25 protein-coding genes are annotated in these 24,574 nt (G+C 68.6%); 14 read left to right on the top strand and 11 right to left on the bottom strand.

The window, feature by feature from the left end:
• Positions 1-6 precede the first annotated feature (6 nt).
• Positions 7-801 (bottom strand): DUF3348 domain-containing protein, encoded by a 795-nt coding sequence (locus HWX62_RS06380; RefSeq protein WP_175931909.1) that lies wholly within the window; start codon positions 799-801, stop codon positions 7-9.
• Between the two features lie 308 nt (positions 802-1,109).
• A complete protein-coding gene (locus HWX62_RS06375) occupies positions 1,110-1,748 on the bottom strand; it encodes a LysE family translocator (protein WP_175931910.1) in 639 nt (212 codons plus the stop codon).
• 269 nt (positions 1,749-2,017) lie between these two features.
• Here HWX62_RS06375 and HWX62_RS06370 point away from each other — a divergent pair, with 269 nt between their 5' ends.
• From HWX62_RS06370 to HWX62_RS06360, 3 genes are all read left to right on the top strand, one after another.
• The gene (locus HWX62_RS06370; RefSeq protein WP_175931911.1) at positions 2,018-2,596 is read left to right on the top strand and encodes a hypothetical protein; all 579 of its coding nucleotides are present in this window, start codon (positions 2,018-2,020) and stop codon (positions 2,594-2,596) included.
• A 182-nt stretch (positions 2,597-2,778) separates the two neighbouring features.
• On the top strand, positions 2,779-4,158 hold the full coding sequence (locus HWX62_RS06365; protein WP_175931912.1) for an FAD-containing oxidoreductase: 1,380 nt from the start codon (positions 2,779-2,781) through the stop codon (positions 4,156-4,158).
• Positions 4,159-4,238: 80 nt separating this feature from the next.
• Positions 4,239-5,141, top strand: coding sequence for a LysR family transcriptional regulator (locus HWX62_RS06360; protein ID WP_175931913.1), 903 nt, complete (start codon positions 4,239-4,241; stop codon positions 5,139-5,141).
• On the opposite strand, the gene HWX62_RS06355 is transcribed toward HWX62_RS06360, so the two are convergent.
• On the bottom strand, positions 5,095-8,130 hold the full coding sequence (locus tag HWX62_RS06355) for an amino acid adenylation domain-containing protein (protein WP_175931914.1): 3,036 nt from the start codon (positions 8,128-8,130) through the stop codon (positions 5,095-5,097). The two genes, HWX62_RS06360 and HWX62_RS06355, sit on opposite strands and share 47 nt — an antisense overlap.
• A gap of 64 nt (positions 8,131-8,194) precedes the next feature.
• Entirely contained in the window at positions 8,195-8,488 is a 294-nt protein-coding gene (locus HWX62_RS06350) for a hypothetical protein (protein WP_175931915.1), read from the bottom strand.
• Between HWX62_RS06350 and HWX62_RS06345 the strand changes: the two genes are divergently transcribed.
• Positions 8,487-9,476, top strand: a complete 990-nt coding sequence (locus HWX62_RS06345; RefSeq protein ID WP_175931916.1) for a zinc-dependent alcohol dehydrogenase family protein — start codon at positions 8,487-8,489, stop codon at positions 9,474-9,476. The two genes, HWX62_RS06350 and HWX62_RS06345, sit on opposite strands and share 2 nt — an antisense overlap.
• A 44-nt stretch (positions 9,477-9,520) precedes the next feature.
• On the opposite strand, the gene HWX62_RS06340 is transcribed toward HWX62_RS06345, so the two are convergent.
• Complete coding sequence (locus HWX62_RS06340) at positions 9,521-10,414, bottom strand: SDR family oxidoreductase (protein ID WP_175931917.1); 894 nt, start codon at positions 10,412-10,414, stop codon at positions 9,521-9,523.
• 95 nt (positions 10,415-10,509) lie between these two features.
• Between HWX62_RS06340 and HWX62_RS06335 the strand changes: the two genes are divergently transcribed.
• The gene (locus HWX62_RS06335) at positions 10,510-11,367 is read left to right on the top strand and encodes a helix-turn-helix transcriptional regulator (protein WP_175931918.1); all 858 of its coding nucleotides are present in this window, start codon (positions 10,510-10,512) and stop codon (positions 11,365-11,367) included.
• A 167-nt stretch (positions 11,368-11,534) separates the two neighbouring features.
• Here the strand turns inward: HWX62_RS06335 and HWX62_RS06330 are convergent, their stop codons facing one another.
• Positions 11,535-11,918, bottom strand: coding sequence for a hypothetical protein (locus HWX62_RS06330; RefSeq protein ID WP_175931919.1), 384 nt, complete (start codon positions 11,916-11,918; stop codon positions 11,535-11,537).
• Between the two features lie 280 nt (positions 11,919-12,198).
• Here HWX62_RS06330 and HWX62_RS06325 point away from each other — a divergent pair, with 280 nt between their 5' ends.
• Both HWX62_RS06325 and HWX62_RS06320 read left to right on the top strand, forming a co-directional pair.
• Entirely contained in the window at positions 12,199-12,720 is a 522-nt protein-coding gene (locus HWX62_RS06325) for a GNAT family N-acetyltransferase (protein ID WP_175931920.1), read from the top strand.
• Between the two features lie 159 nt (positions 12,721-12,879).
• A complete protein-coding gene (locus HWX62_RS06320; RefSeq protein ID WP_175931921.1) occupies positions 12,880-13,827 on the top strand; it encodes a helix-turn-helix domain-containing protein in 948 nt (315 codons plus the stop codon).
• Positions 13,828-13,926: 99 nt separating this feature from the next.
• Here the strand turns inward: HWX62_RS06320 and HWX62_RS06315 are convergent, their stop codons facing one another.
• The 5 genes from HWX62_RS06315 to HWX62_RS33015 all read right to left on the bottom strand — a co-directional run bounded on the left by HWX62_RS06315 (position 13,927) and on the right by HWX62_RS33015 (position 17,716).
• Positions 13,927-14,400, bottom strand: a complete 474-nt coding sequence (locus HWX62_RS06315) for a nuclear transport factor 2 family protein (protein ID WP_175931922.1) — start codon at positions 14,398-14,400, stop codon at positions 13,927-13,929.
• A 67-nt stretch (positions 14,401-14,467) separates the two neighbouring features.
• Positions 14,468-15,322, bottom strand: coding sequence for a DJ-1/PfpI family protein (locus tag HWX62_RS06310; RefSeq protein WP_175931923.1), 855 nt, complete (start codon positions 15,320-15,322; stop codon positions 14,468-14,470).
• A 151-nt stretch (positions 15,323-15,473) separates the two neighbouring features.
• Complete coding sequence (locus HWX62_RS06305) at positions 15,474-16,220, bottom strand: SDR family oxidoreductase (protein WP_175931924.1); 747 nt, start codon at positions 16,218-16,220, stop codon at positions 15,474-15,476.
• A gap of 298 nt (positions 16,221-16,518) precedes the next feature.
• The gene (locus HWX62_RS06300) at positions 16,519-17,424 is read right to left on the bottom strand and encodes an IclR family transcriptional regulator (RefSeq protein WP_175931925.1); all 906 of its coding nucleotides are present in this window, start codon (positions 17,422-17,424) and stop codon (positions 16,519-16,521) included.
• A gap of 103 nt (positions 17,425-17,527) precedes the next feature.
• On the bottom strand, positions 17,528-17,716 hold the full coding sequence (locus HWX62_RS33015) for a hypothetical protein (RefSeq protein WP_244135979.1): 189 nt from the start codon (positions 17,714-17,716) through the stop codon (positions 17,528-17,530).
• Between HWX62_RS33015 and HWX62_RS06290 the strand changes: the two genes are divergently transcribed.
• Genes HWX62_RS06290 through HWX62_RS06260 form a run of 7 tightly spaced genes read left to right on the top strand, consistent with a single transcriptional unit; the run spans position 17,715 to position 24,566 of the window.
• Positions 17,715-18,797 carry an ABC transporter ATP-binding protein gene (locus HWX62_RS06290; RefSeq protein ID WP_175931926.1) on the top strand — a complete coding sequence of 361 codons (1,083 nt, stop codon included), beginning with the start codon at positions 17,715-17,717 and terminating at the stop codon, positions 18,795-18,797. The genes HWX62_RS33015 and HWX62_RS06290 overlap by 2 nt on opposite strands.
• A complete protein-coding gene (locus HWX62_RS06285; RefSeq protein WP_175931927.1) occupies positions 18,798-19,802 on the top strand; it encodes an ABC transporter permease in 1,005 nt (334 codons plus the stop codon). It begins immediately after the preceding gene.
• Entirely contained in the window at positions 19,799-20,593 is a 795-nt protein-coding gene (locus HWX62_RS06280) for an ABC transporter permease (protein WP_175931928.1), read from the top strand. The genes HWX62_RS06285 and HWX62_RS06280 overlap by 4 nt, the downstream gene beginning before the upstream one ends.
• Entirely contained in the window at positions 20,593-20,940 is a 348-nt protein-coding gene (locus tag HWX62_RS06275; RefSeq protein WP_175931929.1) for a (2Fe-2S)-binding protein, read from the top strand. Before HWX62_RS06280 ends, HWX62_RS06275 begins: the two co-directional genes overlap by 1 nt.
• Complete coding sequence (locus HWX62_RS06270) at positions 20,937-22,379, top strand: NAD(P)/FAD-dependent oxidoreductase (protein ID WP_175931930.1); 1,443 nt, start codon at positions 20,937-20,939, stop codon at positions 22,377-22,379. The genes HWX62_RS06275 and HWX62_RS06270 overlap by 4 nt, the downstream gene beginning before the upstream one ends.
• Entirely contained in the window at positions 22,372-23,520 is a 1,149-nt protein-coding gene (locus tag HWX62_RS06265; RefSeq protein WP_175931931.1) for an FAD-binding oxidoreductase, read from the top strand. Before HWX62_RS06270 ends, HWX62_RS06265 begins: the two co-directional genes overlap by 8 nt.
• Complete coding sequence (locus HWX62_RS06260) at positions 23,520-24,566, top strand: ABC transporter substrate-binding protein (protein WP_175931932.1); 1,047 nt, start codon at positions 23,520-23,522, stop codon at positions 24,564-24,566. Before HWX62_RS06265 ends, HWX62_RS06260 begins: the two co-directional genes overlap by 1 nt.
• The last annotated feature ends 8 nt before the right edge of the window (positions 24,567-24,574 follow it).

The following is a 24,574-nucleotide window of genomic DNA, read 5'->3' as shown; positions in this document are numbered from 1 at the left end:
TGTTGATTAGCAGGTGCGAAGGGCCGCGAGCAGCCCGTCTACCGTTTGAAACCGGACTTCGAGTTCGGCAAGCAGGATGCTTTGCATTTCGTCGCGAAACGTATCGAGCCATGTGCCGGGCACGATCGCCGCGACAGTCGGGGTGTCGGCCACCGGGCTTTCATCGGCCGGAGCCGGCGCGTCGGTGGCGTCGGGCGCCGCGTCGGCCGCGGCCGCGGATTCGGCATCGGCCAGCGCCTGCCGCTCCGCTTCGCGCAGCCGCGCGAAGCGCGTGCCGAGCAGCCCGGGCACGGCCGACAGCAGGCTGCGCTCGCGCGCGCCGAGCACGCGCTCCATGATCGCGTCGAGCGTCGCGAGCCGCGCCATCGCGGACGAGCGCGCGGCGAGCGCGACCCGCAGGCGGCCGCGCAACTGGCCGATCGCCGTTTCCATGTCCTGCTGCAGGGTCAGATAACGCTGGCGGAAGTCCGCGAAATCGGCCGTGTCGGCGGCCGGCGGCGGCAACTCGCCCGGCCGGCGCCGCGCCGGCGGCCGGCGGGTGGCCGCGATCGCCTGCGCGAGGTCGTGGCGCACGCGCGCGCAGTCGCGCTCGGCGTCGTAGCCGCGCACGCCGGCCGTGACGCTCGGCGCGCTCGCATTCAGCGCGGACGACAACGTGATCGCGTCGGTCCAGCCGAGCCACTGGCTCAGCCGGTCGGACAGCGTCTGCCGGGATTCCGCGACGTCGGCATCGGCCAGGCGCGCGAGCAGCCGGACGAGCGTCGGACCGCTCAACGCCGGGCGCGGAGATGCTTGCACCATGCTGCAAACCGTCAAAAAAGGCAGCAGTTTACACGTCGTCGGGCGGTCGACCGCCAGAATCGGCGAAGCGGCGCCGTCGGCCGCACGGTGCGACTTACGCGAACGCCCGCCGCACAAGGCTCGGCGAGGGCGGCAAGGGCCGCAGAGACGGTCGGCGGCGGCCGGCGAGCGGCCGCGCCATCGGGAAGCCATGCGTCGGCGCGACGCCGACGTGCGTTCGGGCGGGCAAACCACCCGGTGCGTGTCGGCACCCCGCGACGGCCATCGCCGTCGCCGCGCGCACTGGCACAGATCGGGAAGGCAGGTGCTCAGATCCCCGCTTTCGGCGCGTTCAGGATCAGCCGCAGCCCGAGCAGCGTGATCGCGCCGGCCGCGAGGCGGTCGATCCACTTCTTCGCGCGCAGGTAGAGCTCGCGCGGCCGGCGCGTCGAGAAGCACAGCGCGACGAGCGTGTACCAGCCGAATTCGACCGCGAACACGAGCGGCGGCAGCACGAGGTAGCACCACAGCGGCGGATGCTGCGGGAGCAGCGCCGCGAAGATGCTGCCGTACCAGATCGCCGTCTTCGGGTTGCTGAGCTGGGTCGTGAGGCCGGTCCAGAACGACTTGCGCGCGCTGCCGCCGGCCATCGCCTGCGGATCGTCCATCGCGATCGGCCGATCGGCGCCGCGCCAGATCTTCGACGCCATGTAGATCAGGTAAAGGCCGCCCGCGACCTTGAGGCCGACGTACAGCCATTCGACAGCCTGCAGCAGCGTGTAGAGCCCGGCCAGCGCGACGCCGCCGAACACGATGCCGCCGATGCCCATGCCGAGCGCGGTGGCGAGCCCGTCGCGACGCGACAGCCCGATCGAATTGCGGGCAACCAGCACGAAGCTCGGGCCCGGAATCATCGCGCCGAGAAACAGCGCAGCCAGGATGGCGAATACGGCAGCCGATGCGGTCATCGAAGTCCCCTTGGTCAGCGACGCCGCTGCGCCGACGCCTGCGTGTCGTTTCCGACGGTGAAGTCGTCGATTCTGGCACGCTTCGCGCGTGCCCGAAAGCGCCCGCGCGCTGCTATGCTGGCCCTGTTTCCCGTCATTGCGCGCCGCCCATGATCGAGATCCGTGCCGCTCGTCGCGTTCAAGCCGGTGCCGGCACCGAGTCTCCCGGGCGCGACCTCCAGCCCCCGCGCGACTCATTCCCTCTCCTCCTTTCGACCCGACCGCCCACCATGCGCGCTCTTAGCCTTTCCGCCCTGCTGCTCCCGCTGCTCGCCGCACTCCCGTCCGGCGTCCGCGCCGACACGTTGCCGAAGCCGATCGCCGCGCAACTGCCACCCGGCTACCAGCCGCTGAGCACGCAACCGGGCCCCGATCTCGACGACGGACGGCACAGCTTTCTCGTCGTCGTGCATCGCGCGGTCGATACGCGCGAGCAGCCGTCGCCGCGCCCGCTGCTGATCTACGAGGAACAGGCCGACCACACGTACCGGCTCGCCGCACGCAACGACCAGGTCGTGCTGCGCGCGAACGAAGGCGGCCAGTGCGATCCGTTCGATCCCGACGATGCGGCCGACAACGGCTTGTCGGTGAAGGGCCGCTATTTCACCGTACAGAACGCCGTCGCGTGCGGGCAGCACTGGACCGACTACGTCACGTTCCGTTACGACCCGCACACGCACGGCTGGCTCTTTGCGAACCGGATCGTCACCGAATCGTTTCCGCTCGACGACACGCCCGACCACGTCACCGTCACGCGCGCCGACGCGCACCGGCCCGTGTCGTTCGGACAGTGGCGGCGCAAGGACTAGACGCCGCGCGCCGCGACGCCGGCGGCGGTGCCGTTTTTCAACGCGACGCGTCGCCCGCCGGCCGCTCGCGACGCCCGGCCAACAGGTCTACCATAGGCGCTCGTCGCCCGCGCGACCGCCGGCACGGCATGCGGCTTGCGCCTGCCCCTTTCCTCGTTGTTGCCCCCGCACAGGAGGACGTCATGACGCAACACTTCGATGCGATCGTCATCGGCACCGGCCAGGCCGGGCCGCCGCTCGCCGCGCGGCTCGCCGGCGCCGGCATGAAAGTCGCGATCGTCGAGCGCGGCCGCTTCGGCGGCACCTGCGTGAACACCGGCTGCATCCCGACCAAGACGCTGATCGCGAGCGCGTACGCCGCGCAACTCGCGCGGCGTGCCGGCGAATACGGCGTGTCGGTCGGCGGCCCGGTCACCGTCGACATGAAAGCCGTGAAAGCGCGCAAGGATGCGATCTCGGGCCGCTCGAACCACGGCGTCGAGCAATGGGTGCGCGGCCTCGACAACACGACCGTATTTCAGGGTCATGCCCGGTTCGAACGCGCGAACGCGGTGCGCGTGGGCGATGACGTGCTCGAAGCCGGCCACATCTTCATCAACGTCGGCGGACGCGCGCAGGTGCCCGCGATGCCGGGCCTCGACTCGGTACCGTACCTGACCAACTCGACGATGATGGACGTCGACTTCCTGCCCGATCATCTCGTGATCGTCGGCGGCAGCTACGTCGGGCTCGAATTCGGCCAGATGTACCGCGGCTTCGGCTCGAAGGTCACGATCGTCGAGAAAGGCTCGCGCCTGATCCGCCGCGAGGACGAAGACGTGTCGCAGGCCGTGCGCGAGATCCTCGAAACGGAAGGGATCGACGTGCAGCTTGACGCGAACTGCCTGAGCGCGCGCCGCGACGGCGACGGCATCGCGGTCGGCCTCGACTGCGCGGGCGGCGGCCGCGAGGTCGCGGGCTCGCACCTGCTGCTCGCGGTCGGGCGCGTGCCGAACACCGACGATCTGGGGCTCGACCGCGCGGGCGTCAACACCGACGCGCGCGGCTACATCACCGTCGACGAGCAGTTGCGCACGAACGTGCCCGGCATCTGGGCGCTCGGCGACTGCAACGGGCGCGGCGCGTTCACGCACACCGCGTACAACGACTACGAGATCGTCGCGGCGAACCTGCTCGACGACGATCCGCGCAAGGTGTCCGACCGCATCATGGCCTATGCGATGTACATCGATCCGCCGCTCGGCCGCGTCGGCATGACGCTCGAGGAAGCGAAGCAGACGGGCCGCCGGCTGCTGGTCGGCACGCGCCCGATGACGCGCGTCGGCCGGGCGGTCGAGAAAGGCGAAAGCCAGGGTTTCATGAAGGTGATCGTCGATGCGGACAGCCACGCGATCCTCGGCGCGTCGATCCTCGGCGTGACCGGCGACGAAGTCGTGCACGCGATCCTCGACGTGATGACCGCCGGCGCGCCGTACACGACGATCAGCCGCGCGATGCATATTCATCCGACCGTGTCGGAGCTGGTGCCGACGCTGCTGCAGGACCTGCATCCGGTCGAATGACGCACGGCAGGCGGGCGGCCGCGCACCGGATTCCTGGCGGTGTGCGAAGATGGCCGCTCGCCACAGCCTCCGGGAACGCCATGGACCGCTTGCAAACGATGCAGATCTACGTGCAGATCGTCGAGCGCGGCAACTTCACGCAGGCCGCCGACGCGCTGCAGCTGCATCGGCCGGCCGTCACGAAAGCCGTGCAGCAGCTCGAACAGGAGCTCGGCGTCCGGCTGCTGAACCGCAGCACGCGCCGCGTCAGCGTGACGGCCGAAGGCGAGGCGTTTCACGCGCGCTGCGTGCAGTTGCTCGGCAGCATCGACGAGGCATTCGCGTCGTTTCCCCGGCAACGCGCGGTGCCGAAGGGCCGGCTGCGGATCGACATCGCGCTCGCGCTCGCGAAGACGGTCGTGATTCCGGCACTGCCCGAGTTCCAGCAGCGCTATCCGCAGATCGAGCTCGTGCTCGGCGCGAGCGACCAGCCGGCCGACCTGATCGGCGAAGGCATCGACTGCGTGGTGCGGGTCGGGGCGCTGAAGGATTCGAGCATGGTCGCACGCACCGTCGGCGCGGTGCCGATGGCCACGTGCGCGTCGCCCGCCTATATCGCGCGCCACGGCTTGCCGCGCACGCTCGACGATCTGCGCACGCATCGCGCGGTCAACTTCTTCACCGGCCGCAATCGCCGCGTGCTCGAATGGACGTTCCGCCCGCACGGTGAACCCGTCGCGGTGAAGCTCGCGAGCAGCCTGCTCACCGACAACTCGGAAGCGCTGCTGTCGTGCGGGCTCGCCGGCCTCGGCATCGTGCACGCGTTGCGGCCCGCGCTGCAGCCGAGCATCGACTCGGGCCAGTTGATCGAGCTGCTGCCCGGCGTGCCGGCCGTGCCGAAGCCGGTGTCGGTGCTGTACCCGAACCGCGCGCATCTGCCCGACAAGGTGCGCGCGTTCATCGACTGGCTGACCGAGCTGTTCGCGCGGCGTTATCCGGCGTAGCGCCGACCCGATAACCGATCGAACGCGTCAGGTACCGCGCCAATTGCTCGCGCGAAAACGCCGGCTGTTCGATGCCGCTGCCTTCGAGAAATTCGATCGCGTTGCGACAGTCCCATACGTAATTGTTCTGATACAGCTCGACCGTGCTCATGCCGTCGCGAACGTTGTCGTCGAACAGGCTCAGCAGCGGATAGAGCGGCGCGTCGATATCCGTCTTCCACGCATCGAGCCATTCGCGGTACGGAACGACCCGGAACCGCATGCCGAAGTAGCGTTCGAGTCGCGAGAAGAATTCCTTCAGCGTGATATCCGTCTCGGGCGAGTTGATCAGATTGAACTTGCGCCTCAGCGCGGCCGGATCGCGCGAAATCCGCGCAATCGCCTTCGTCATGTAATCGACGCTCGTCAGCCCTTCGCGCAGGTCGTGCAGGTCGGGCACGGCGCCGAGCGCGATGCAGGTCTTCACCAGCCGCCCCCACCACTGATAATCCGCGCTCACGCCGGTCTCGCCGTGAAACGTCGCGTAGCCGAGCCGAAAGGTCATCAGCGGCAGCCCGCGCTGCGCGGCCAGGTCGGCCATTTTCTCCATCACCCATTTGCTGCGCGTATAGCCGATATCCTCGAGCACCGCCGGCAGATTCTGGTCGATGTCGTCCGCTTCGGTCATCACGGTCTTGCCGGTGAAGCGATGCCCCCAGCTGTACACCGAGATCGTCGACAGCAGGATCAGCGCCTTGGTTCGCCGGTGTCCGGCAAAAGCGAGGATCTGCGTCAGGCCGTCCACGTTGATCTTCTTCATGTATGAATACGGCTGGATGAAATTGACCGCGCTGGCGGAGTGGTACACGACGTCGATTGCATCGGCCAGCGTCGCGTAGTCGTGCTCGTCCAGGCCGAAGCGCGCCTGCGTGAGGTCGCCCGCCCACACGCGGATGCGCGATCGCTCGTCCGGCCGGAGGCTCACGTCGTAAGCGCGCAGTTTTTCGACGATCCGCGCCCACCCCGACGCCGCGTCCGGCGCGCGCACCAGGCAATGCACGACCGCCGACGTCGTCGCGAGCAGCTCGGCCAGCAGATGGACGCCGACGAATCCCGTGGCGCCCGTCAGCAGAATCGCGCGCGGGGCCGCCAGCAGCGCGTCGTCGAAGGGGCCGCTGAAATCCGCCTGTTCGGGCACGCGGATGTCGTTCTCCAGCGCATACACCGGCTCGCGCTCGATCGCGAGCGCCGTCGTCGCGACGCGCCGCTCGATCTCGCCGGCGAGCGCTTCCACCGACTGGTGCTCGTACACGTCCCGGATCAGCATCTTCGTCCCAACCGCATCCGACAGCGCCCTCGCAAGCTTTGCCGTCAGCAGCGAATTCCCGCCGATGTCGAAGAAACGGTCGGTTTTGCGGAACGACGCGTGGCCGATCAACGCGGCGAATGCATCGGCGACGATCCGCTCGGCGGCGGTGTACGGCTCCTGCGCCGTCCGATCGCGCGTCGCGTCGAGGTAACGACGTTCAAGCGCGGCCCGGTCGGTTTTGCCGTTCGCCGTCACCGGCACGTCGTCCACCAGCACATGGCCGACCGGCCACATGTAATCGGGCAACGCTTGCCGCACGCTCGCCTTCAGCGCCTCGATTATCCGTGCGGGCGACCCAACCGGATCGCGCGGCACGACGAACGCGACGAGTTCCGTCCCGGCGCCGGCCGCGTTGGGCAACGCCAGCACCACCGCCTTGCGTGCCTCGCCAGATCGGATGAGCGCGGCCTGAATTTCGCTCAGCTCGACAAGATTGCCGCGAATCTTGACCTGATCGTCCGACCGCCCGAGGAACTGGATCGCGCAGTCGTTCAGCCAGCGCCCGAGATCGCCCGTGTGATAGATGAGCCGATCCGGCTGCCGCGGGTGCGGACGGAATTTCTCGCCGGTCAACGCAGGATTGCCCAGATAGCCACGCGCCAGGCTCGGCCCGCCGATACAGATTTCTCCCACGTCGCTGCCCGTCACCGCTTCCCCGGCGTCGTTCAGAATCAGGATCTCCGTATCGCCGACCGGCCGCCCGATCGACGCCGGACGGCCAAGCGTCGCGCTCGGCACGACGTGACACGTCGCGAAGATCGTCGCTTCGGTCGGCCCGTAGTAGTCGATCAGCGTGTAATCGATGTTGTCGGTGTCGACCGGGCCCAGCTTCTCACCGGCCGTGAACAGATACTTCAGTTTCAGGTCCGCCGGCTGGCCGACACTGACCACGTCGGCCACCATCACGGTGGGCACGTAGGCGTGCGTGATCCCGTGACGGACAAAGAACGCCACGAGCACGTCCGCGTCGAGCCGGGTTTCGTCGTCCGGCAAGAACAGCGTTGCGCCCGCACAAAGCGTCGACCAGATTTCCCACTGCGAGACATCGAAGCCGAGGCCGGCCATCAGCGTCGCGCGACTCGCCGCATTCATCGCGAAACGCGTGTTGTGCCAGTCGACGAGAGCCGCCACCGCGGCGTGTTCGACGATCACGCCTTTCGGCGCACCCGTGGAGCCGGACGTGAAGATCACGTAGATCGCTTCGTCGCGCGCATCGGCGAGTGGCGTCACGCCCGCGTCGTCGTGTTCCGCCCTTTGCGCGGACAGATCCGCCACACTCGCAAACGGCATGGCCGCATCGCGTGGCGCCGCGCGTGTCGTCAATACCAGCGCGGCATTGCATTGCTGCAGGATGTGCTGCTTGCGGGCGGCAGGATAACGGTCGTCGATCGGCACATAGGTTGCACCGGCCTTCAGGATGCCGAGGATGCCGACGATGAATTCCGCGTTCCGAGACGCCTCGATCGGGACCAGGCTGCCGCGTCCGATTCCCCGCGCCTGCAACGCGCAGGCCACTGCGTCGCTCCGACGGTCCAGTTCTCGGTAACTCACGTGGGCGTATTCCGACACCACGGCCGGCGCATCTCCGTCGCGTTTCGCGTGGACCTGGAATTTTTCGAGCACGTTCGATTGCATAGTCATCCTCTTTATTCCTCACGTCGACACGAGCAAATCTCAATATAGAGCGGCGCGCGCAAAAAGCAATTCACTGGTGAACGCCGCCAATGCAATGTCGTTGGGCACGAAACGTGTCGTCACGCGCGGCGAAACGATGACGACGTTTGATGCGTTCCAGGCAGCATTCCACGATGTGTCGCGAGTCGCGATGCCGGTTGCCAAACCAGCGTAGTGCATCGAATCCCGACAGGCCCCCGCGTCCGATCGGAGCTATTGTTATTCGTCGAATAACAATCAATGATCCGGCCGCACGTTTATCCGGCGCGGGCGCCCGCCTACGATGCTGCTTCATCGACACCCGTTCATCGAAGGAGCGCGCCATGACCCGCATCGTTCGTTTCCACCGCATCGGCGGCCCCGAAGTCCTGCAGATCGACACCGTCGACGTGCCCGCGCCCGGCCCCGACGACATCCAGCTGCGCGTGAAGGCGATCGGCCTCAATCGCGCGGAAGTCATGTTCCGCAGCGGCGAATACACGTTCATGCCGCGCTTTCCGGCATCGCTCGGCTACGAGGCGTCGGGCGTGGTCGCGGCGGTCGGCCGCAACGTGACGGCGTTTGCCGAAGGCGACGCGGTGAGCGTCGTGCCGGCCTTCTCGTTCGCCGACTACGGGATGTATGGCGAGGTGGTCAACGTGCCCGCGCATGCGGCGGTCAGGCATCCGGACAGCCTGTCGTTCGAGGAGGCGGCCGCGACGTGGATGATGTTCGTGACGGCCTACGGTGCGCTGATCGAACTCGGCGGATTGAAGCGCGGCGATGCGGTGCTGGTCGGCGCCGCATCGAGCAGCGTCGGGCAGGCCGCGATCCAGGTGGCGAACCAGGTCGGCGCGGTGCCGATCGCGCTGACGCGCGGCGAAGCGAAGCGCCAGGCGCTGCTCGATGCGGGCGCGCGGCACGTGATCGTCGGCAACCCCGCCGACCTGCCGCGGCAGGTGGCGGAAATCACGGGCGGCATCGGCGCGCGTATCGCGTTCGATCCGGTCGGCGGCCCCGACGCGGCGAACCTGCTGCGCGCGCTGGCCACGAACGGCACGTTCTTCCAGTACGGCGCGCTCGACACGCGCGACATCCCGGTGCCGGTGATGGACCTGCTCGCGCGCCACCTGACGCTGCGCGGTTACGAGTTGTTCGAGATCACCGGCGACGCGCAGCGGCTCGAACGCGCGAAGCGCTTCATCGTCGACGGGCTCGCGGCCGGCACGCTGAAGCCGCGAATCGATCGCACGTTCGCATTCGACGACATCGCCGAGGCGCACCGGTATATGGAAGCCGGCGCGCAGGTCGGGAAAATCGTCGTCACGGTCTGAGCCGCTGTTCGGGCCGCCCTCCGGCGAGCGGCCCGCGCCGCGCGTCAGCTTTCGAAATACCGCGGCCGGTCGATGTCGGCCAGCAATCCCGGCTGCGTCGGCGCCCAGCCGAGCGACGCCCGCGTGCGCTCGCTGGTTGCCGGTGCATCCATGCCGGCGAACATCGCGAACCAGCCGAAGTGCTCGCCGGCTTCCGCCGCCGACTTCGCGACGACCGGCACGTTCAGCCGCCGGCCGATCACCTCCGCGATCTCGCGGAACGGCACGCCCGTATCGTCGACCGCGTGATAGCGTGCGCCGGCCGCGCCGCGTTCGATCGCGAGCCGGTACACGCGCGCCGCGTCGAGCCGGTGCACGGCGGGCCAGCGGTTCGCGCCGTCGCCGATGTACGCCGCCACCCCTTTCTCCCTCGCGAACGCGATCAGGCGCGGCACGAAGGCATGATCGCCGTCGCCGTGCACGGACGGCGGCAGCCTGACGACCGACGCATGCACGCCGCGCGCTTCGAGCGCGACCGCGGTCGCTTCGGACGCACGCGGATAATTCGCCGACACCGGCACGTGCGGATCGTCCTCGGTCGCCGCGCGCCCGGACGCGACGAGCGCGAGGCCCGACGTGACGACCAGCGGCCGTGCCGAACCGGCGAGCGCCGCGCCGATCGTCTCGATCGCGCGGCGGTCGAGTTCGCAGTTCTGCGCAAAACGCGAGAAGTCGTGATTGAATCCCGTGTGGATCACCGCATCGGCGGCTTCGGCGCCGCGCGTCAGGCTGTCGAGATCCTCCAGCGACCCGCGATGGACGTCGGCGCCGGCCGCGGCAACCGACGCCGCGGCCGCGTCGGACCGCGCGAGCCCGAGCACCGAGTGCCCGGCAGCGATGAGTTCGGCCACGACGGCCGAGCCGACGAATCCCGACGCTCCCGTAACAAAGACACGCATGTTCAGCACCTCCGGATGAAATGGAGGCTTACTATCTGCCGATGGCCGGTCGCGGTGAAGCCGTGACGGTTTACCGGTAAACGAACTAACAGGATATGGCTGACGCTCCCGACAACCTGCTCGGCGCGTACCTGCGGGACCGCCGCGAGAAACTCGACCCGGTCGCGCTCGGGCTGCCCGCCACGCGCCGCCGCACGCCGGGCCTGCGCCGCGAGGAAGTCGCGCAGCGCGCGCACGTGAGCGCCGCGTGGTACACGTGGCTCGAACAGGGGCGCGGCGGCGCGCCGTCGGCCGACGTGCTCGACCGGCTCGCCCGCGCGCTGATGCTCAACGAAGCCGAACGCGAGCACCTGTTCCTGCTCGGCCTCGGGCATCCGCCCGAGGTGCGTTATCACGCGCCGGCCGGCGTGACGCCGCGGTTGCAGCGCGTGCTCGATTCGCTCGATGCGAGCCCCGCGATCATACGGTCCGCGACGTGGGACGTCGTCGCGTGGAACGACGCGGCGGCCGCGACGCTGACCGACTATGCGGCGCTGCCGCCCGCCGCACGCAACATCCTGCGGCTGATCTTCGTCGACGCGGGCGTGCGTTATGCGCAGCCGAACTGGGAGCGCGTCGCGCGGTTCGCGGTCGGCGCGTTTCGGGCGGACGTCGCGCGCAGCGGCGCGACGCAGGCCGTGCAGGCGTTCGTCGACGAGATGCGCGCGACGAGCGCCGAATTCGACGCGATGTGGCGCGACCACGATATTCGTACGCACGACGAAGGAACGAAGGAGATCCGCCATCCGCGAGCCGGCCGGATCGCGCTCGACTATTCGGCGTTCTCGGTCACCGGCAACCCGGAACTGAGCCTCGTGATCTTCACGCCGGCAACGCCGGCCGACCGTGCGCGAATCCGGGAACTCGTCGCGGCGCGCGAACGGACCCGCGCAGCGCAGGCGCCGGCTGCGTGAGCGCACGCGGCTTTCCTGGGCGCCTGATTCAGGACCGCGCGTATCAGCGGATCATGACGCCGTCCTGCTCGTTCGGTTTTCTCGACTGACGAACGCGGGCGCACAACGCGAAGGGGCGTCGCGCACGAATGCGCGACGCCCCTTGTTCATTCACGGCAATGCGTCGACTACGCGGCGCGCTGCAGCAAGTCCGTGGCGAACGACTTCGCATGCGCGACGGCTTCCTGCGCGTCGCCGAATATGCCGAGCTGATCCCAGTGCTCTTCGGCCGCGTAGGTCCCTTTCACGGCGAGCGCCCGCTGGACGCTCAACTGCGCCGCGTATCGGCCGTCATCCAGCGGCCGGGCCCTCGCGACGACCTTGTGCGGCGGGCTCGCCCGCTCCGGCTGCACCAGCTCGACCGGGCCGCCGGCCATGCCGATGTTCATCAACTCGTTTCGGGTGTTGCAGTCGGGGCAATAAAAGCACCAGCCCGCGCCCTCCTGATGGTGCCTGACCTGCCCGCGAGCCAGCACGGCACGACATTCAACGTTTTCGCAGATGAACGGCATCGCAGTCTCCGGAGTTGTTTGACGGAAATCCTAGCATGTCCGCCGGCGGTCAACCATCGGCATCCGCATGATCGTCGCACGGGCGGTTTCGGTTCGTTACGCAGGCGCGGCAACGCGAGCGTCGCCGCGTTTCGCTGCGCTGCAAGATCGCGTTTTCCCGCCGATGTGCACGCGATCGTCGTGCGGCCGACCGCGACGGTCGCGCGCCGACACGTGGCGATGCGCCGGCCCGGGATCGCGGGATAAACTGTCGGCCCGACACCGAACCGACAGAGGCTCCATGTTGATCCGCGTTGCGACACTGGCCGACGCCGTCCCGCTTGCCGAATTGAAACGCGATACCTTTCGCGAAACCTTTCTGCAGGACGGGTTCGGCATCGACTACCCGCCGAACGATCTGGCCGAATACGAAGCCCGTACCTACTCGGTTGCAACGATCACCCGGCAGCTCGGCGACCCGCAGTGCCGGACGTGGGTCGCGGAAGACGACGACGGCACGCTCGTCGGATACGCGCACGCGGGGCCGTGCAAGCTGCCGCACCCGGAAGTGGCCGACGGTGCGGGGGAAATCCACCAGATCTACCTTCGACGCGGCACGCAGGGAACCGGCGCCGGACGCGCGTTGTTCGACGCCGCGCTCGCATATCTCGCCGCGACGCGCCCCGGCCCGGTATGGCTCGGTGTGTGGTCGGGCAACGCGAAGGCCATCGCGTTCTACGAGAAGGCCGGCTTCAAGCGTGTCGGCACGTACGATTTCAAGGTCGGCGAATCGACCGATCTGGAGTTCATCTACCGCCGCTGAGCGTCGCCTCTGGCGGCATTGCATCGGCCCGCCGCGAGCGGATACAGTCGATCGACGACGGCGTAAAGGACGTTTTTCCCACGTTTCGCGCCAACTGTCGTGATGCGAGGGTTCCCGGTAAAATCGGCCGTTCCGGGATGATCGACTCATTGCTTCGTCATGCATCGAATTGGATTCTTCGTCTGCCGCGGCCATGACGCGCTCGATCTCGGCGGGCCGCTGTCGGCCTTCAATCAGGTGGCCACGGCCGCCGGCCACACGCCATACGATCTTCACGTCATCTCGCCGTCCGGCGGCCCGATTCCCGGCAATACCGGCCTGTCGATCGACACGAAACCGATCGGACGGCGCGCGTTCGACACCGTCGTGTTCGTCGGCGGCGATATCGCGCCGATGCAGACGTCGGACAATATCGCCGCGGCCAGCAAGCTGGCCGCCAGGGCGTCGCGGGTGGCAAGCGTGTGCACGGGCGCATTCCTGCTCGCGGAAACCGGTTCGCTCGACGGTTTGCGAGCGGCGACGCACTGGCGATACGCCGCGCAGTTGCAGTCGCGCTTCCCTCGCACGCGCGTCGACGGCGACAGCATCTATGTCGTCGAAGGCCGCGTCTGGACGTCGGCGGGCATCGCCTCCGGCATCGACCTGGCGCTCGGCATGATCGAACGGGATCTGAGTGCGGAGGTCGCTCGCGAAGTCTCGCGGCTTCTGGTCGTTCCGTATCGCCGTCCCGGCGGGCAGTCGCAATTCTCCGCGATGTCGCAAATGGAGCCGGAATCGGATCGCATCCGCATCGCGCTGAATTTCGCCCGCGAGCATCTGACCGAAGCGTTGCCGGTCGAACGGCTCGCCGATGCGGCGAGCTTGAGCGTGCGCCAGTTCGGGCGCGCATTTCGCCGGGAAACCGGCGAGACGCCGGCGCGGGCCGTCGAGCGTCTACGGGTAGAAGCGGCGAAGCTGCGGCTGCAGGGCGGCAGCGAACCGATCGAACGGATTGCGCTGGCGGTGGGATTCAGCGATCCGGAACGGATGCGCCGAGCCTTCATCAAGCTGCTCGGACACCCGCCGCAGGCGATTCGACGCGAGAGCAGGTCGAACGCGGCGCGCTGATCGAGCGTGCCGATCGGCGCGCCGCGCGGTCCGCTTCCCGCTAACCGGCGATGGGCGCATGGGCACGTCGCGCGCCCTTGCGCCGGACGTCGACGAACGTCAATCCTTGACCGGCGGGTAAGCGTTCCACATGTCGCGATGCAGCTTCCACACGCCGCCCTGCTTCAGAAAGACGAGCGTCTGCTTGGCGCGGACCTTCAGCTTTCCATCACCGTCGCGAACCTCCGCATCCGACACCTCCGTCACGACCCGCTCATTGCCGTAGAACTCGTCATTGCTGAACGATACGGTGCCGGGTTTCGATCCGGCATACGCGTTGGTGAAGTACTCGGTGATCGCGCGGCGGCCCATGACCTTATCGCCTCCCGGCGGCAAGAGCGCGCCGTCGTCGGTATAGAGGCGGCCGATCGCGTCGTAATCCCCTCGCGCAAAGGCATCCGCCCATCGCGCGTTTTCGGCCTTGATGGCCGCTTCGGGCGGGCGTGGCGAACCTGCGGCGAGCGCCGGCGTCGTGAGTGCAAACAAGGACACGCAGGCTGCAAGCGCAGCCGTACACGGATGAATCTGTCGCATCGGGTGATTTCCGAACAGGGTTTGAATTGAAGAGGCGGCAACGCTGCGCGCGTTGCCGGCAAGCGTGTCAGCGCACGCCGGGAATACACGCGAGCCCCTTCGATGCGCCCGGCAGCTTCTTGTCGACCATCGCGACGAGTTCGGGCCGTGCATCTCCCGGATGACCGGAGTGGAACGGCGGAGCGGGATCGTATTCGATCACGAGCTGCGTGTATTCGGCCGCCGGCTGACCGCGCAGCTTCGCTGCCACGCGCAGCGCGAAGTCGATGCCCGCCGTCACGCCGCCACCGCTCATGAAGCGGCCGTTGTCGTCTTCGACGAAGCGCTCGGGAACGGGAATCGCGCCGTATTCGGCCAGCTTGTTGACGAACGCCCAATGGCACGCGCTGCGCTTGCCTTCGAGCACGCCCGTCGCGGCGAGCACGAGCGAGCCGTTGCACACCGACGTCACGTGTTTCGCGCTTTCCGCCAGACGCCGGATTTGCGCCTGATACGCCGGCCGCATCGGCGCCGACAAATCGGACCCGCCGGGCACGAGGATCACGTCGGTCTTGTCGATATCCGCCAATCGCTCGGTCTTGCCGTACACGACGCCGAATTCGAGCGTCACGTTGCCGCCATCGAGGCTCGCGTAGCGAACGTTCGTATTCGGCAGCCGGTGAAAGATTTCGCTGGGGCCCGCGAAGTCGAGCAGCGTGCCGCCGTCGTAATTGACGATCAGGATATCGAGCGGCTCGTTCGGGGCAAGCAGCCCCGCGCTGTTCGTCGGTGCCGGCACGGGCGCGGCGTGCCCGAGCCACGCGCCGCCGCCCAGCACGGCGCCGAGCGTCGCGGCGCCGCCGACCTTCAGGACATCGCGGCGGGAACGGCCTGCCCGTGTGAGTGGCCCGGCGGGCGCATGGTTGTCGCTACTGTCGGTCAAGATGATTTCTCCTTGCACTTCGGCCCATGGGCGAGCGCAACCCCGCCGGCCGGATGAAATAACCGTCACGGCGAATGGCGTGGCGGACATGAAATCGGGATGTCGACGAGCCGGGATGACGTGCCGGGCTCGGCAATCGTGAAGCGCAGGCTTAAAGCTGCGACGCGCCGCCATCGACGACCAGCTCGGTGCCGACGACGTACGAGGATTCGTCGCTGGCGAGATAGAGCGCGGCGTAGGCGATGTCGTCCGCGTTGCCCATGCGGCCCACCGGAATCGCTTCGGCGAATTCGGCCTTGCGGGCGCGCACCCATTCGGCGGGCTTGCCCCACTTCGAGAGCAGCGGTGTGTCGATCGCGCCGGGCGCGATCGCGTTGAAGCGGATATTCCGGTCGAGAAATTCGTACGACCAGCTGCGGGCCAGCGATCGCACGGCGGCCTTCGCCGCGGCGGTCAACGAGATGCCATGCTTGCCGGTCTGCGCGACGAACGAGGTATTGAGGACCACCGAAGAACCTTCGCGCAAGTACGGCAGCACCGCCTGAAGCGTGAACACCACGCCCTTGACGTTGATGTCCATGATGTCGTCGTAGAGCGTGTCGTCGATGTCGTCGACGGCGGACGGGAACGCCCAGCCGGCATTGGCGAACACGACATCGAGGCCGCCGAACGTGTCGTTGACCTCGGTGGCGATCGCGCGCATGTCGTCGAGCGACCGTACGTCGCCCTTGAGCACGAGCGCCTGCTCGCCGAGCGCCGCCTTCACGCGGTCGAAGGCGGCCTCGTCGCGCCCCGTCACCGCGACGCGCGCGCCTTCCGCAATGAACAGCTTCGCGGTGGCGAGGCCGATGCCGCTGGTGCCCCCGGTGATCAATGCCGATTTACTCTCGAGTCTCATCTTCCGTTCCCGTTCATGTCGTGATTGATCAGGCCGGATACGCGACACGGGGCTGCGTTCGCGCGCTTGCTCCGCCTTGATCGTTCACGTGAAGTATGGAACGGGACACCTATGGCGCAAAGGTCGTATAACCCTCGAAAAACGCCATTCGATTCGAACGGTATCGCGCGCTCGCGGCGCCACACGCGCAAGCCCGCAGGAAAAAACGAAAGCGCGGGTCCGCCGGACCCTGCGCGCCTCGATCGGCCGCGAATGGCTTGCGCAAGCAAGCCGATGAAACGGCAACGCGCGACGCCCGCTACACGGCTTTCCCCGATAGCCCGTGCATCGGCCGCCGCAACGCGGCGTCGAACGGATTGGTGCGCGGCCCGATCGCGTCGGCCTGGCGCCGCAGCAGTTCGACGACCATCGGCATCCGGTCGTCGCCGAGCCGCGACGCAAGCGTGCCGACGCTCAGCGCACCCACCGGATAACCGGTGCGATCGAGGATCGGCACCGCGACGCCGGCCATCCCGTCGAGCACGCCGCTGTTGCGGCCCGCGTAGCCGAGTTGCCGCACGCGTTCGATCTCGGTGCGCAGATATACCTCGTCGAGCACGCCGTAGCCGCGGATGCGCGGCACGTTGAAGCGGATCACCTCCTCGCGTTCGGCCTCGGGCAGAAACGCGAGGATCGCGAGGCTGCCCTGCCCGACGCCGAGCGCGATGCGCCCACCGATGTCGCCGGTAAACGAGCGGATCGGAAACGGCCCTTCGCACAGGTCGAGACACACGGCGTCGAAGCCGCTCTTCACGAGCAGGAAGATGGTTTCGCCGAGGCTCGCGCACAGCCGCAGCAGCGCGGGACGGCACAGCGTGCGCATGCTGCTCGGGTTGCCCGCCTGCGCGGCGAGCGCGAAGAAATCGACGCTCAGCCGGTACAGCTTCGACTGCTCGTCCTGTTCGACCATCCCTTCGGCGATCAGCGATTGCAGGATCCGGTGCGCGGTGCCCTGCGTGAGGCCGACGGCCTTCGCCAGATGCGTGACGCGCACGCCGTCCTGCTGCATGCCGGCCAGCGCGCGCAGGATCGCGAACGCGCGCTGCAGCATGCCGGTGCCGGGCGCGCCGGCAGGCTCGACCGAATCTGCCGCGTCGACGGCGTCGTCGTCCGAGCGCGGTGCGCGTGCGGCCGACGACGTTCCGGGCGAATGGGGGTCCTGCATGCCGGCTCTCCTCGATTTCATTGAGCGGAATACGATAGCCGCCATTGTCGTCCGGCCGAAAATCCGCGGGCATCCGGGTGTGCACGGGATTGACGCACGCATTTCACGGCTCGATCGCCTTCACCCACCGGAACGAATCGCGGACGATTTTCTCGTTCATTCCGTTCAATGGAATTTTTTCGAAATTCATCCCGTTCAGCAGAATTCGAAATTGACGCGCCGAAATATGGCTGGCTAGAGTCCGCGTCATCAGCGCACCGGCCACGCGGTGTGCGAACCCGGAGCTCCCCATGTCGTTTCTCACGCTTACGGATCTGACGAAAACCTTCGGCGAGCTCACCGCCGTCGCGGACGTCAACCTGTCGGTCGAGCAAGGCGAATTCGTGTCGCTGCTCGGGCCGTCAGGCTGCGGCAAGACCACCACGCTGCAGATGATCGCCGGTTTCGTCGACGTCACGCGCGGTCGCATCGCGCTCGACGGGCAGGACATCACGCACCTGAAGCCGAACCGCCGTGGGCTCGGCATCGTGTTCCAGAGCTATGCGCTGTTTCCGCACATGAGCGTCGCCGAGAACGTCGGCTTCGGCCTCGACATGCGCGGCGTCGACAAGGCCGAGCGCGCGGAGCGCATCCGCGCGGCACTGGCGCTCGTGCGGCTCGACGCACTCGCGCACCGTTTCCCGCGCGAACTGTCGGGCGGCCAGCGGCAGCGCGTCGCGATCGCACGCGCGGTCGTGATCGAGCCGCCCGTGCTGCTGCTCGACGAGCCGATGTCGAATCTCGATGCGAAGCTGCGCGAGGACATGCAGTTCGAGCTGCGCGCGATCCAGCGCAAGATCGGCACGACGACGATCATGGTCACGCACGATCAGTCGGAAGCGCTGTCGATCAGCGATCGCGTGGTCGTGATGGAAGCCGGCCGCATCACGCAGACCGATACGCCGTACCGCGCGTACGAACGCCCGGAAAATCACTTCGTGTCGCAGTTCATCGGCAAGGCGAACCTGCTGCCCGGCACGATCGTCGCGCACGATGGCGACGCGATCCGCATCGACCTCGGGCACGATCTCGCCGAGACGGGCCGTACCGCGCACCTGCCGCCGCGCGAGCGCGACATGCGCGTGGGCGATGCGGTGTCGGTCTGCATCCGTCCGGAGAAGCTGCGGCTGTGCGCGCCCGACGCCGGCCGCTTCGCCGCGACGGTCACGAGCCGCTTCTTCCTCGGCAGCCAGTGGCTGTACCGCGTCGACAGCGCGCTCGGCGAGGTGCTCGTGTGCTGCCAGAACGAAGGGGCGGAGCCGCTCGCGGAAGGCGCGCCGGTCGGCATCGACTGGCACAGCGACGCGGTGCGCGTGATGCGCCGGGAGGCCTGAATGCAACAGCCCTCCCGCCCGCTGCCCGGCGACGGCGCCCCGCCCGGCCTCGCGCAACCGGCCTCGCATGACGCGGTGCCGGCGCGCGTCGCCACCGCGCACACGACACAAACGACGCCGACGACGCGCACGATGCGTGCGACGTGGCGTGCCCACGCGCCGCTCTGGCTGATGTGCGCGCCTGCCTTCGCGCTGTTCGCCGCGCTCGTGCTCGTGCCGCTCGCGATGACGTTCGCGCTCACGTTCTACCGCTTCGATCCGGCGACCGGCCCGATCGCCGCGTTCCAGTTCGGCCACTACGCGGAGGTGCTCGGCTCGTCGTATTTCCACACGATCTTCGCGCGCACGTTCGGCATCGCCGCGCTGACCACCGCGCTCTGCGTCGCGATCGGCACGCCGGAAGCGTACGTGCTGTCGAAGATGCGCGACCCGTGGCGTTCGCTGTTCCTGCTCGCGATCCTCGCGCCGCTGCTCGTGTCGGTCGTCGTGCGCGCGTTCGGCTGGAGCATGCTGCTGAACACGAGCGGACTCGTGAACCAGGCGCTCGCGCTCGTGGGCCTCGGCCCGTACAAGCTCGAATACACGACGTTCGCGATCGTGATCGCGCTGGTGCACGTGATGCTGCCGTTCATGGTGATTCCCGTGTGGACGGCATTGCAGCGGCTCGATCCGCAGACCGAACATGCGGCGCTGTCGCTCGGCGCGTCGCCGTTCACGACGCTGCGCCGCATCGTCGTGCCGCAACTGATGCCGGGCGTGCTGTCGGGCAGTCTGATGGTGTTCGGGCTGTCGGCGAGCGCATTCGCGATTCCCGGCCTGCTCGGCGGACGCCGGCTGAAGGTGGCGGCCACCGCCGTCTACGACGAATTCCTCGGCTCGCTGAACTGGCCGCTCGGCGCGACGATCGCGGTGTTGCTGCTGGCCGCGAACCTCGTCGTGATGCTCACCTACTACCGCGTGCTCGAACGCCGCTACGCACGCAGCCTCGGAGGCGCATCGCGATGAGAAAGAACGGCCCCTTCGCTCTTGCGTTCCACACGCTCGTGATCCTGTTCGTGCTCGCGCCGCTCGCGATCGTCGTGCTCGTCGCGTTCACGCCCGACGAAACGCTGACGCTGCCGGTACACGGCGCGTCGCTGCGCTGGTTCCGCGCGATCCTCGACTATCCCGACTTCGTCACCGCGTTCGCGAACAGCGTGAAGCTCGCGTTCGCGTCGGCGACGCTGTCGCTCGCGATCGCGTTGCCGGCCGGCCTCGCGATCGGCCGCGCGACGTTTCCGGGCCGCGCGTTCCTGAACGGCCTGCTGCTGTCGCCGCTCGTGATTCCCGGCCTCGTGCTCGGCATCGCGCTGCTGCGCTTCTTCGCGCTGATCGGCGCGACCGGCTCGTTCGCGTGGCTGGTGCTCGCGCACATGATCGTCATCACGCCGTTCGTGATGCGGCTCGTGCTCGCGTCCGTCGCGGGCCTCGACCGCAGCATCGAGCAGGCCGCGTGCTCGCTCGGCGCGGATCCGTGGACGACCTTCCGCCGCATCACGCTGCCGATGATCGTGCCCGGCATCACGGGCGGCTGGCTGCTCGCGTTCATCAACAGCTTCGACGAGCTGACGATGTCGATCTTCGTCACGTCGCCGCAGACGGTCACGCTGCCCGTGCGCATGTACATGTACGCGACCGAATCGATCGATCCGATGATGGCGTCGGTGTCGGCGCTCGTCATCTTCATCACCGCCGGCGCGATGCTGCTGCTCGATCGCGTGTACGGCCTGAACCGCATCCTGATCGGCCAACATTGATGACGATTCCCGCTTCCCCTTCCACCGACCTCGCGGACGACGGCGCGCAGTTCGTGCGCGTTGCCGAACGCGCGCGCGCGGCCATCGCGTTCACGCTCGACGGCCGGCCCGCGCAGGCGCTTGCCGGCGACACGGTGCTCACCGCGATTCTCGTCGCGCAGCGTCGCGTGCGCGTGAGCGAATTCAGCGGGCAGTCGCGCGCGGGCTTCTGCCTGATCGGCGCCTGCCAGGATTGCTGGGTGCGCACCGAAGCCGGCACGCGCGTGCGCGCGTGCTCGACGCCGATCGCCGACGGCATGCGGATTGTCACGACTGCCCCGCCGGCCGCGACCGGAGACGCATCATGAGCGCCGCGCTGCAACCGGTGATCGTCGGCGCGGGGCCGGCCGGCGTGCGCGCGGCCGAAGCGCTGGTCGACGCGGGGCTGCGCCCGGTCGTGATCGACGAGAACGCGCGCTGGGGCGGGCAGATCTATCGTCAGCCGCCGCCCGACGGCACGTTCGTACGCGGCAAGCGCGCGCTGTACGGGTTCGATGCCGGCAAGGCCGACGCCGTGCACCGGACGATGGCCGCGCTGCTGCCGCACGTCGACTACCGGCCGGACACGCTTGCGTGGGCATGCGGCGCGGGCCGCGTGGACACGCTGCAGGGCGGCCGCGAGGTGACGGTGCCGTACTCGCACCTGATCGTCGCGAGCGGTGCGACCGACCGGATGCTGCCCGTGCCGGGCTGGACGCTCGCGGGCGTCTACACGCTCGGCGGCGCTCAGGTCGCGCTGAAGGCGCAGGGTTGCGCGATCGGCCGGCGCATCGTGTTCGCGGGCACGGGGCCGCTGCTGTATCTCGTCGCGTATCAGTACGCGAAGGCCGGCGCACAGGTCGCGGCCGTGCTCGACACGAGCCCGCTGCGCCGGCAGGCCGCTGCCGCGCCCGCGCTGCTGCGCATGCCGTCGATCTTCGCGAAGGGGCTGTATTACATCGGCTGGCTGCGCGCGCACGGCATCGCGATCGAAACCGGCGTCACGCTCGAACGCGTGCTCGGCGACCGGCATGTGACGGGGCTCGCCTGGCGCGCGGGCGGCGACGGCGCACGCCGCGCGCCACCGCGCCTGCTCGACTGCGATGCGCTCGGCCTCGGCTTCGGCCTGCGCGCCGAAACGCAGCTCGCCGATCTCGCCGGTTGCCGGTTCGGCTTCGACCCGCTCCATCGCGCATGGCTGCCCGAACGCGACGCGGCCGGGCGTACGTCGGTGCGCGGCATCTACGTCGCGGGCGACGGCGCGGGGATCGCTGGCGCCGACGCGGCCGAAGCATCAGGCCGGCGGGCGGCGCTCGCGTTGCTCGACGATGCAGGCATCGCGCCGCGCTCGCCGTCCGGCAAACCCGACGCGGCGGCGCTCGAACACATGCTCGCCCGCATCGGCACCTTCCGCGCGGGCCTCGAAGCGGCGTTCGCGCCGCCGGCCGAGCTGGCCGCGCGCTGCCCGGACGACACGATCGTATGCCGCTGCGAGGAGATCGACGCGGGCACGCTGCGTCGCTGCATTCGCGGCGGCGCGGCAACCGAGCTGAACCGGCTGAAAGCGCTGACGCGCGTCGGCATGGGCCGCTGTCAGGGCCGCATGTGCGGCGACGCGGCCGCGCTGGTGCTGGCCGCCGCAACCGGCCGCCCGCTCGCCGACGTCGGCCGGTTGCGTGTGCAACCGCCCGTGAAGCCGTTCCCGATCTCCGCCGCGCTCGCGGGCGACGACGTCGCGGCGATTCCCGACGAGGCGCGCGATGAGTGAAATCCGCCATTACGACGTCGCGATCGTCGGCGGCGGCCTCGTGGGCGCATCGGCCGCGCTCGCGCTGACGCGGCGCGGGCTGCGCGTCGGGCTGTTCGAGCGGCGCGACTGCGGCGCGCAGGCGAGCGGCGTGAACTACGGCGGCGTGCGCTGCCAGGGCCGTCCGGCCGAGCAACTGCCGCTCGCGCTGCGCGCACGGCGCATCTGGGATCGGCTGCCCGAACTGATCGGCATCGATGGCGAATTCGTCGTCTCGGGCCACTTGCGGCTCGCGCGCAGCGATGCCGATCTCGATGCGCTCGACGCGTACGCCGCGCTCGCCGCCGAACACGGCCTGCCGCTGCAGGTCATGCGCGGCGACGCGTTCCGCCGCCGCTACCCGTGGCTCGGCCGCGCGGCGCTCGGCGGCTCGCTGTGCGAAACCGACGGCCATGCGAACCCGCGCATCGTGTCGCCCGCGTTCGCACGCGCGGCCCGCGCGGCGGGCGCGGACGTGTTCGAGCACACCGCCGTCGACGAGATTCATCACGACGGCACGCGCTTTCACTGGCACGCGGGCGGCCGCGCGCATACCGCGACGTGGCTGATCAACTCGGCCGGCGCATGGGCGAACACGATCGCCGAACGCTTCGGCGAAGCCGTACCGATGGAGCCGATCTACCCGAACATGTGGGTGACCGAGCCGCTGCCGCCGTTCATCACGCACAACCTCGGCGTGTATGGCGGCGGCGTCTATGCGCGGCAGGTCGCGCGCGGCAACTGCGTGATCGGCGGCGGCCGCGGCCGCGGCGACGGTGAATTCGGCCAGCCGTCGGTCGACACGACGCGTGCGGTGATGCGCGATGCCTGCGCGCTGCTGCCGGCGCTGCGCGACGCGCTGCTGATCCGCACGTGGAGCGGCGTCGAAGGCTGCACGCCCGACCACAATCCGGTCATCGGCGCGAGCCGTACCACGCCGAATCTGCTGCACGCGTTCGGTTTTTCCGGCGGCGGTTTCCTGCTCGCGCCGGGCGTCGGCGACGTGCTCGCCGACCTCGTCACGGCGGGCGAAACCGCCACGCCACTCGATGCATTCTCGATCGGCCGCTTCTTTCCCCAAGCCGCGCCGACCGCCCCTTTCCGTCAAGAGGAGCCCCACTGATGAAACTGCTCGGAACGATCGCGGCGGCCGCCGCCCTCTGCATCGCAGGCGTCGGCACGCCCGCGTTCGCGCAAACGAAGACGATCTACGTCGGCATGAACGGCGGCCCGATGGAAAAGGCCTATACGAGCCAGGTGCTGCCCGACTTCGAGAAGGCGAACAACGTGAAAGTCGTGATCGTTCCGGGCACGTCGTCGGACGTGCTCGCGAAACTGCTCGCGAACCGCAACAAGCCGCAGATCCACGTCGCGTTCCTCGACGACGGCGTGATGGCACGCGCGGTCAGCCTCGGCGTATGCCAGAAACTCGACGATTCGCCGGTGCTGAAGGAGCTGTACCCGTTCGCGCGGATGAAGGACGACGTCGGCGCGGGCGTGCAGCTCGGGATGACCGGCATCGCCTACAACAAGAAGCTGTTCGCGGAGAAAGGCTGGGCGCCGCCGACCTCGTGGATGGATTTCGCCGATCCGAAATACAAGGGCAAGGTCGTGTTCCAGTCGGCGTCGAGCAGCACGTTCGGGCTGCACGGCTTCCTCGCGATCAACCGGCTGCTCGGCGGCAACGAACAGAACGTCGAGCCCGGCTTCGGCAAGTGGGCGAGCACGGTCGGGCCCAACGTCGTCGAGTACATCCCGAATTCGGCGAAGATCTCCGAGATGGTGCAGACGGGCGAGGCCGGCCTGTTCCCGCTCACGCCGACCGGGGTGGGCGACCTGCAGGACAAGGGCATCCCCGTCGCGTATGCGAACCCGAAGGAAGGCCCCGTGCTGCTGCTCGTCGATCTGTGCGTGGTCGCGAACAATCCCGATCCGCAACTGGCGCAGAAGCTCGCGCAGTTCCTGCTGTCCGTGCCCGCGCAGACGAAGGCGGCCGAGGCCGGCAAGCAGATCCCGACCAACCGCCTCGCGAAGATGCCCGTCGCGATGCAGCAGAGCCTCGGCAACGTCGAGGACCTGGTGCGCAAGGTGACCGTGGTCGACTGGGCCGCGATCAATGCGCGTCGCGCGCAGTGGGATACGCGCTGGAACCGGCAGATCGAGCGGTAAGCGCGCAC

The organism is Burkholderia sp. BCC0506, assembly GCF_902833145.1.
Classification (GTDB): domain Bacteria; phylum Pseudomonadota; class Gammaproteobacteria; order Burkholderiales; family Burkholderiaceae; genus Burkholderia.
The sequence above is the reverse complement of the archived record's forward strand: the minus strand, read 5'-3'. Positions and strand labels throughout refer to the sequence as shown.

Excerpts from the sequence above, each read along its gene's own strand:
- HWX62_RS06380 (WP_175931909.1), bottom strand. The coding sequence starts at position 801 with ATGGTGCAAGCATCTCCGCGCCCGGCGTTGAGCGGTCCGACGCTCGTC.
- HWX62_RS06375 (WP_175931910.1), bottom strand. The coding sequence starts at position 1,748 with ATGACCGCATCGGCTGCCGTATTCGCCATCCTGGCTGCGCTGTTTCTC.
- HWX62_RS06370 (WP_175931911.1), top strand. The coding sequence starts at position 2,018 with ATGCGCGCTCTTAGCCTTTCCGCCCTGCTGCTCCCGCTGCTCGCCGCA.
- HWX62_RS06365 (WP_175931912.1), top strand. The coding sequence starts at position 2,779 with ATGACGCAACACTTCGATGCGATCGTCATCGGCACCGGCCAGGCCGGG.
- HWX62_RS06360 (WP_175931913.1), top strand. The coding sequence starts at position 4,239 with ATGGACCGCTTGCAAACGATGCAGATCTACGTGCAGATCGTCGAGCGC.
- HWX62_RS06355 (WP_175931914.1), bottom strand. The coding sequence starts at position 8,130 with ATGACTATGCAATCGAACGTGCTCGAAAAATTCCAGGTCCACGCGAAA.
- HWX62_RS06345 (WP_175931916.1), top strand. The coding sequence starts at position 8,487 with ATGACCCGCATCGTTCGTTTCCACCGCATCGGCGGCCCCGAAGTCCTG.
- HWX62_RS06350 (WP_175931915.1), bottom strand. The coding sequence starts at position 8,488 with ATGGCGCGCTCCTTCGATGAACGGGTGTCGATGAAGCAGCATCGTAGG.
- HWX62_RS06340 (WP_175931917.1), bottom strand. The coding sequence starts at position 10,414 with ATGCGTGTCTTTGTTACGGGAGCGTCGGGATTCGTCGGCTCGGCCGTC.
- HWX62_RS06335 (WP_175931918.1), top strand. The coding sequence starts at position 10,510 with ATGGCTGACGCTCCCGACAACCTGCTCGGCGCGTACCTGCGGGACCGC.
- HWX62_RS06330 (WP_175931919.1), bottom strand. The coding sequence starts at position 11,918 with ATGCCGTTCATCTGCGAAAACGTTGAATGTCGTGCCGTGCTGGCTCGC.
- HWX62_RS06325 (WP_175931920.1), top strand. The coding sequence starts at position 12,199 with ATGTTGATCCGCGTTGCGACACTGGCCGACGCCGTCCCGCTTGCCGAA.
- HWX62_RS06320 (WP_175931921.1), top strand. The coding sequence starts at position 12,880 with ATGCATCGAATTGGATTCTTCGTCTGCCGCGGCCATGACGCGCTCGAT.
- HWX62_RS06315 (WP_175931922.1), bottom strand. The coding sequence starts at position 14,400 with ATGCGACAGATTCATCCGTGTACGGCTGCGCTTGCAGCCTGCGTGTCC.
- HWX62_RS06305 (WP_175931924.1), bottom strand. The coding sequence starts at position 16,220 with ATGAGACTCGAGAGTAAATCGGCATTGATCACCGGGGGCACCAGCGGC.
- HWX62_RS06300 (WP_175931925.1), bottom strand. The coding sequence starts at position 17,424 with ATGCAGGACCCCCATTCGCCCGGAACGTCGTCGGCCGCACGCGCACCG.
- HWX62_RS06290 (WP_175931926.1), top strand. The coding sequence starts at position 17,715 with ATGTCGTTTCTCACGCTTACGGATCTGACGAAAACCTTCGGCGAGCTC.
- HWX62_RS33015 (WP_244135979.1), bottom strand. The coding sequence starts at position 17,716 with ATGGGGAGCTCCGGGTTCGCACACCGCGTGGCCGGTGCGCTGATGACG.
- HWX62_RS06285 (WP_175931927.1), top strand. The coding sequence starts at position 18,798 with ATGCAACAGCCCTCCCGCCCGCTGCCCGGCGACGGCGCCCCGCCCGGC.
- HWX62_RS06280 (WP_175931928.1), top strand. The coding sequence starts at position 19,799 with ATGAGAAAGAACGGCCCCTTCGCTCTTGCGTTCCACACGCTCGTGATC.
- HWX62_RS06275 (WP_175931929.1), top strand. The coding sequence starts at position 20,593 with ATGACGATTCCCGCTTCCCCTTCCACCGACCTCGCGGACGACGGCGCG.
- HWX62_RS06270 (WP_175931930.1), top strand. The coding sequence starts at position 20,937 with ATGAGCGCCGCGCTGCAACCGGTGATCGTCGGCGCGGGGCCGGCCGGC.
- HWX62_RS06265 (WP_175931931.1), top strand. The coding sequence starts at position 22,372 with ATGAGTGAAATCCGCCATTACGACGTCGCGATCGTCGGCGGCGGCCTC.
- HWX62_RS06260 (WP_175931932.1), top strand. The coding sequence starts at position 23,520 with ATGAAACTGCTCGGAACGATCGCGGCGGCCGCCGCCCTCTGCATCGCA.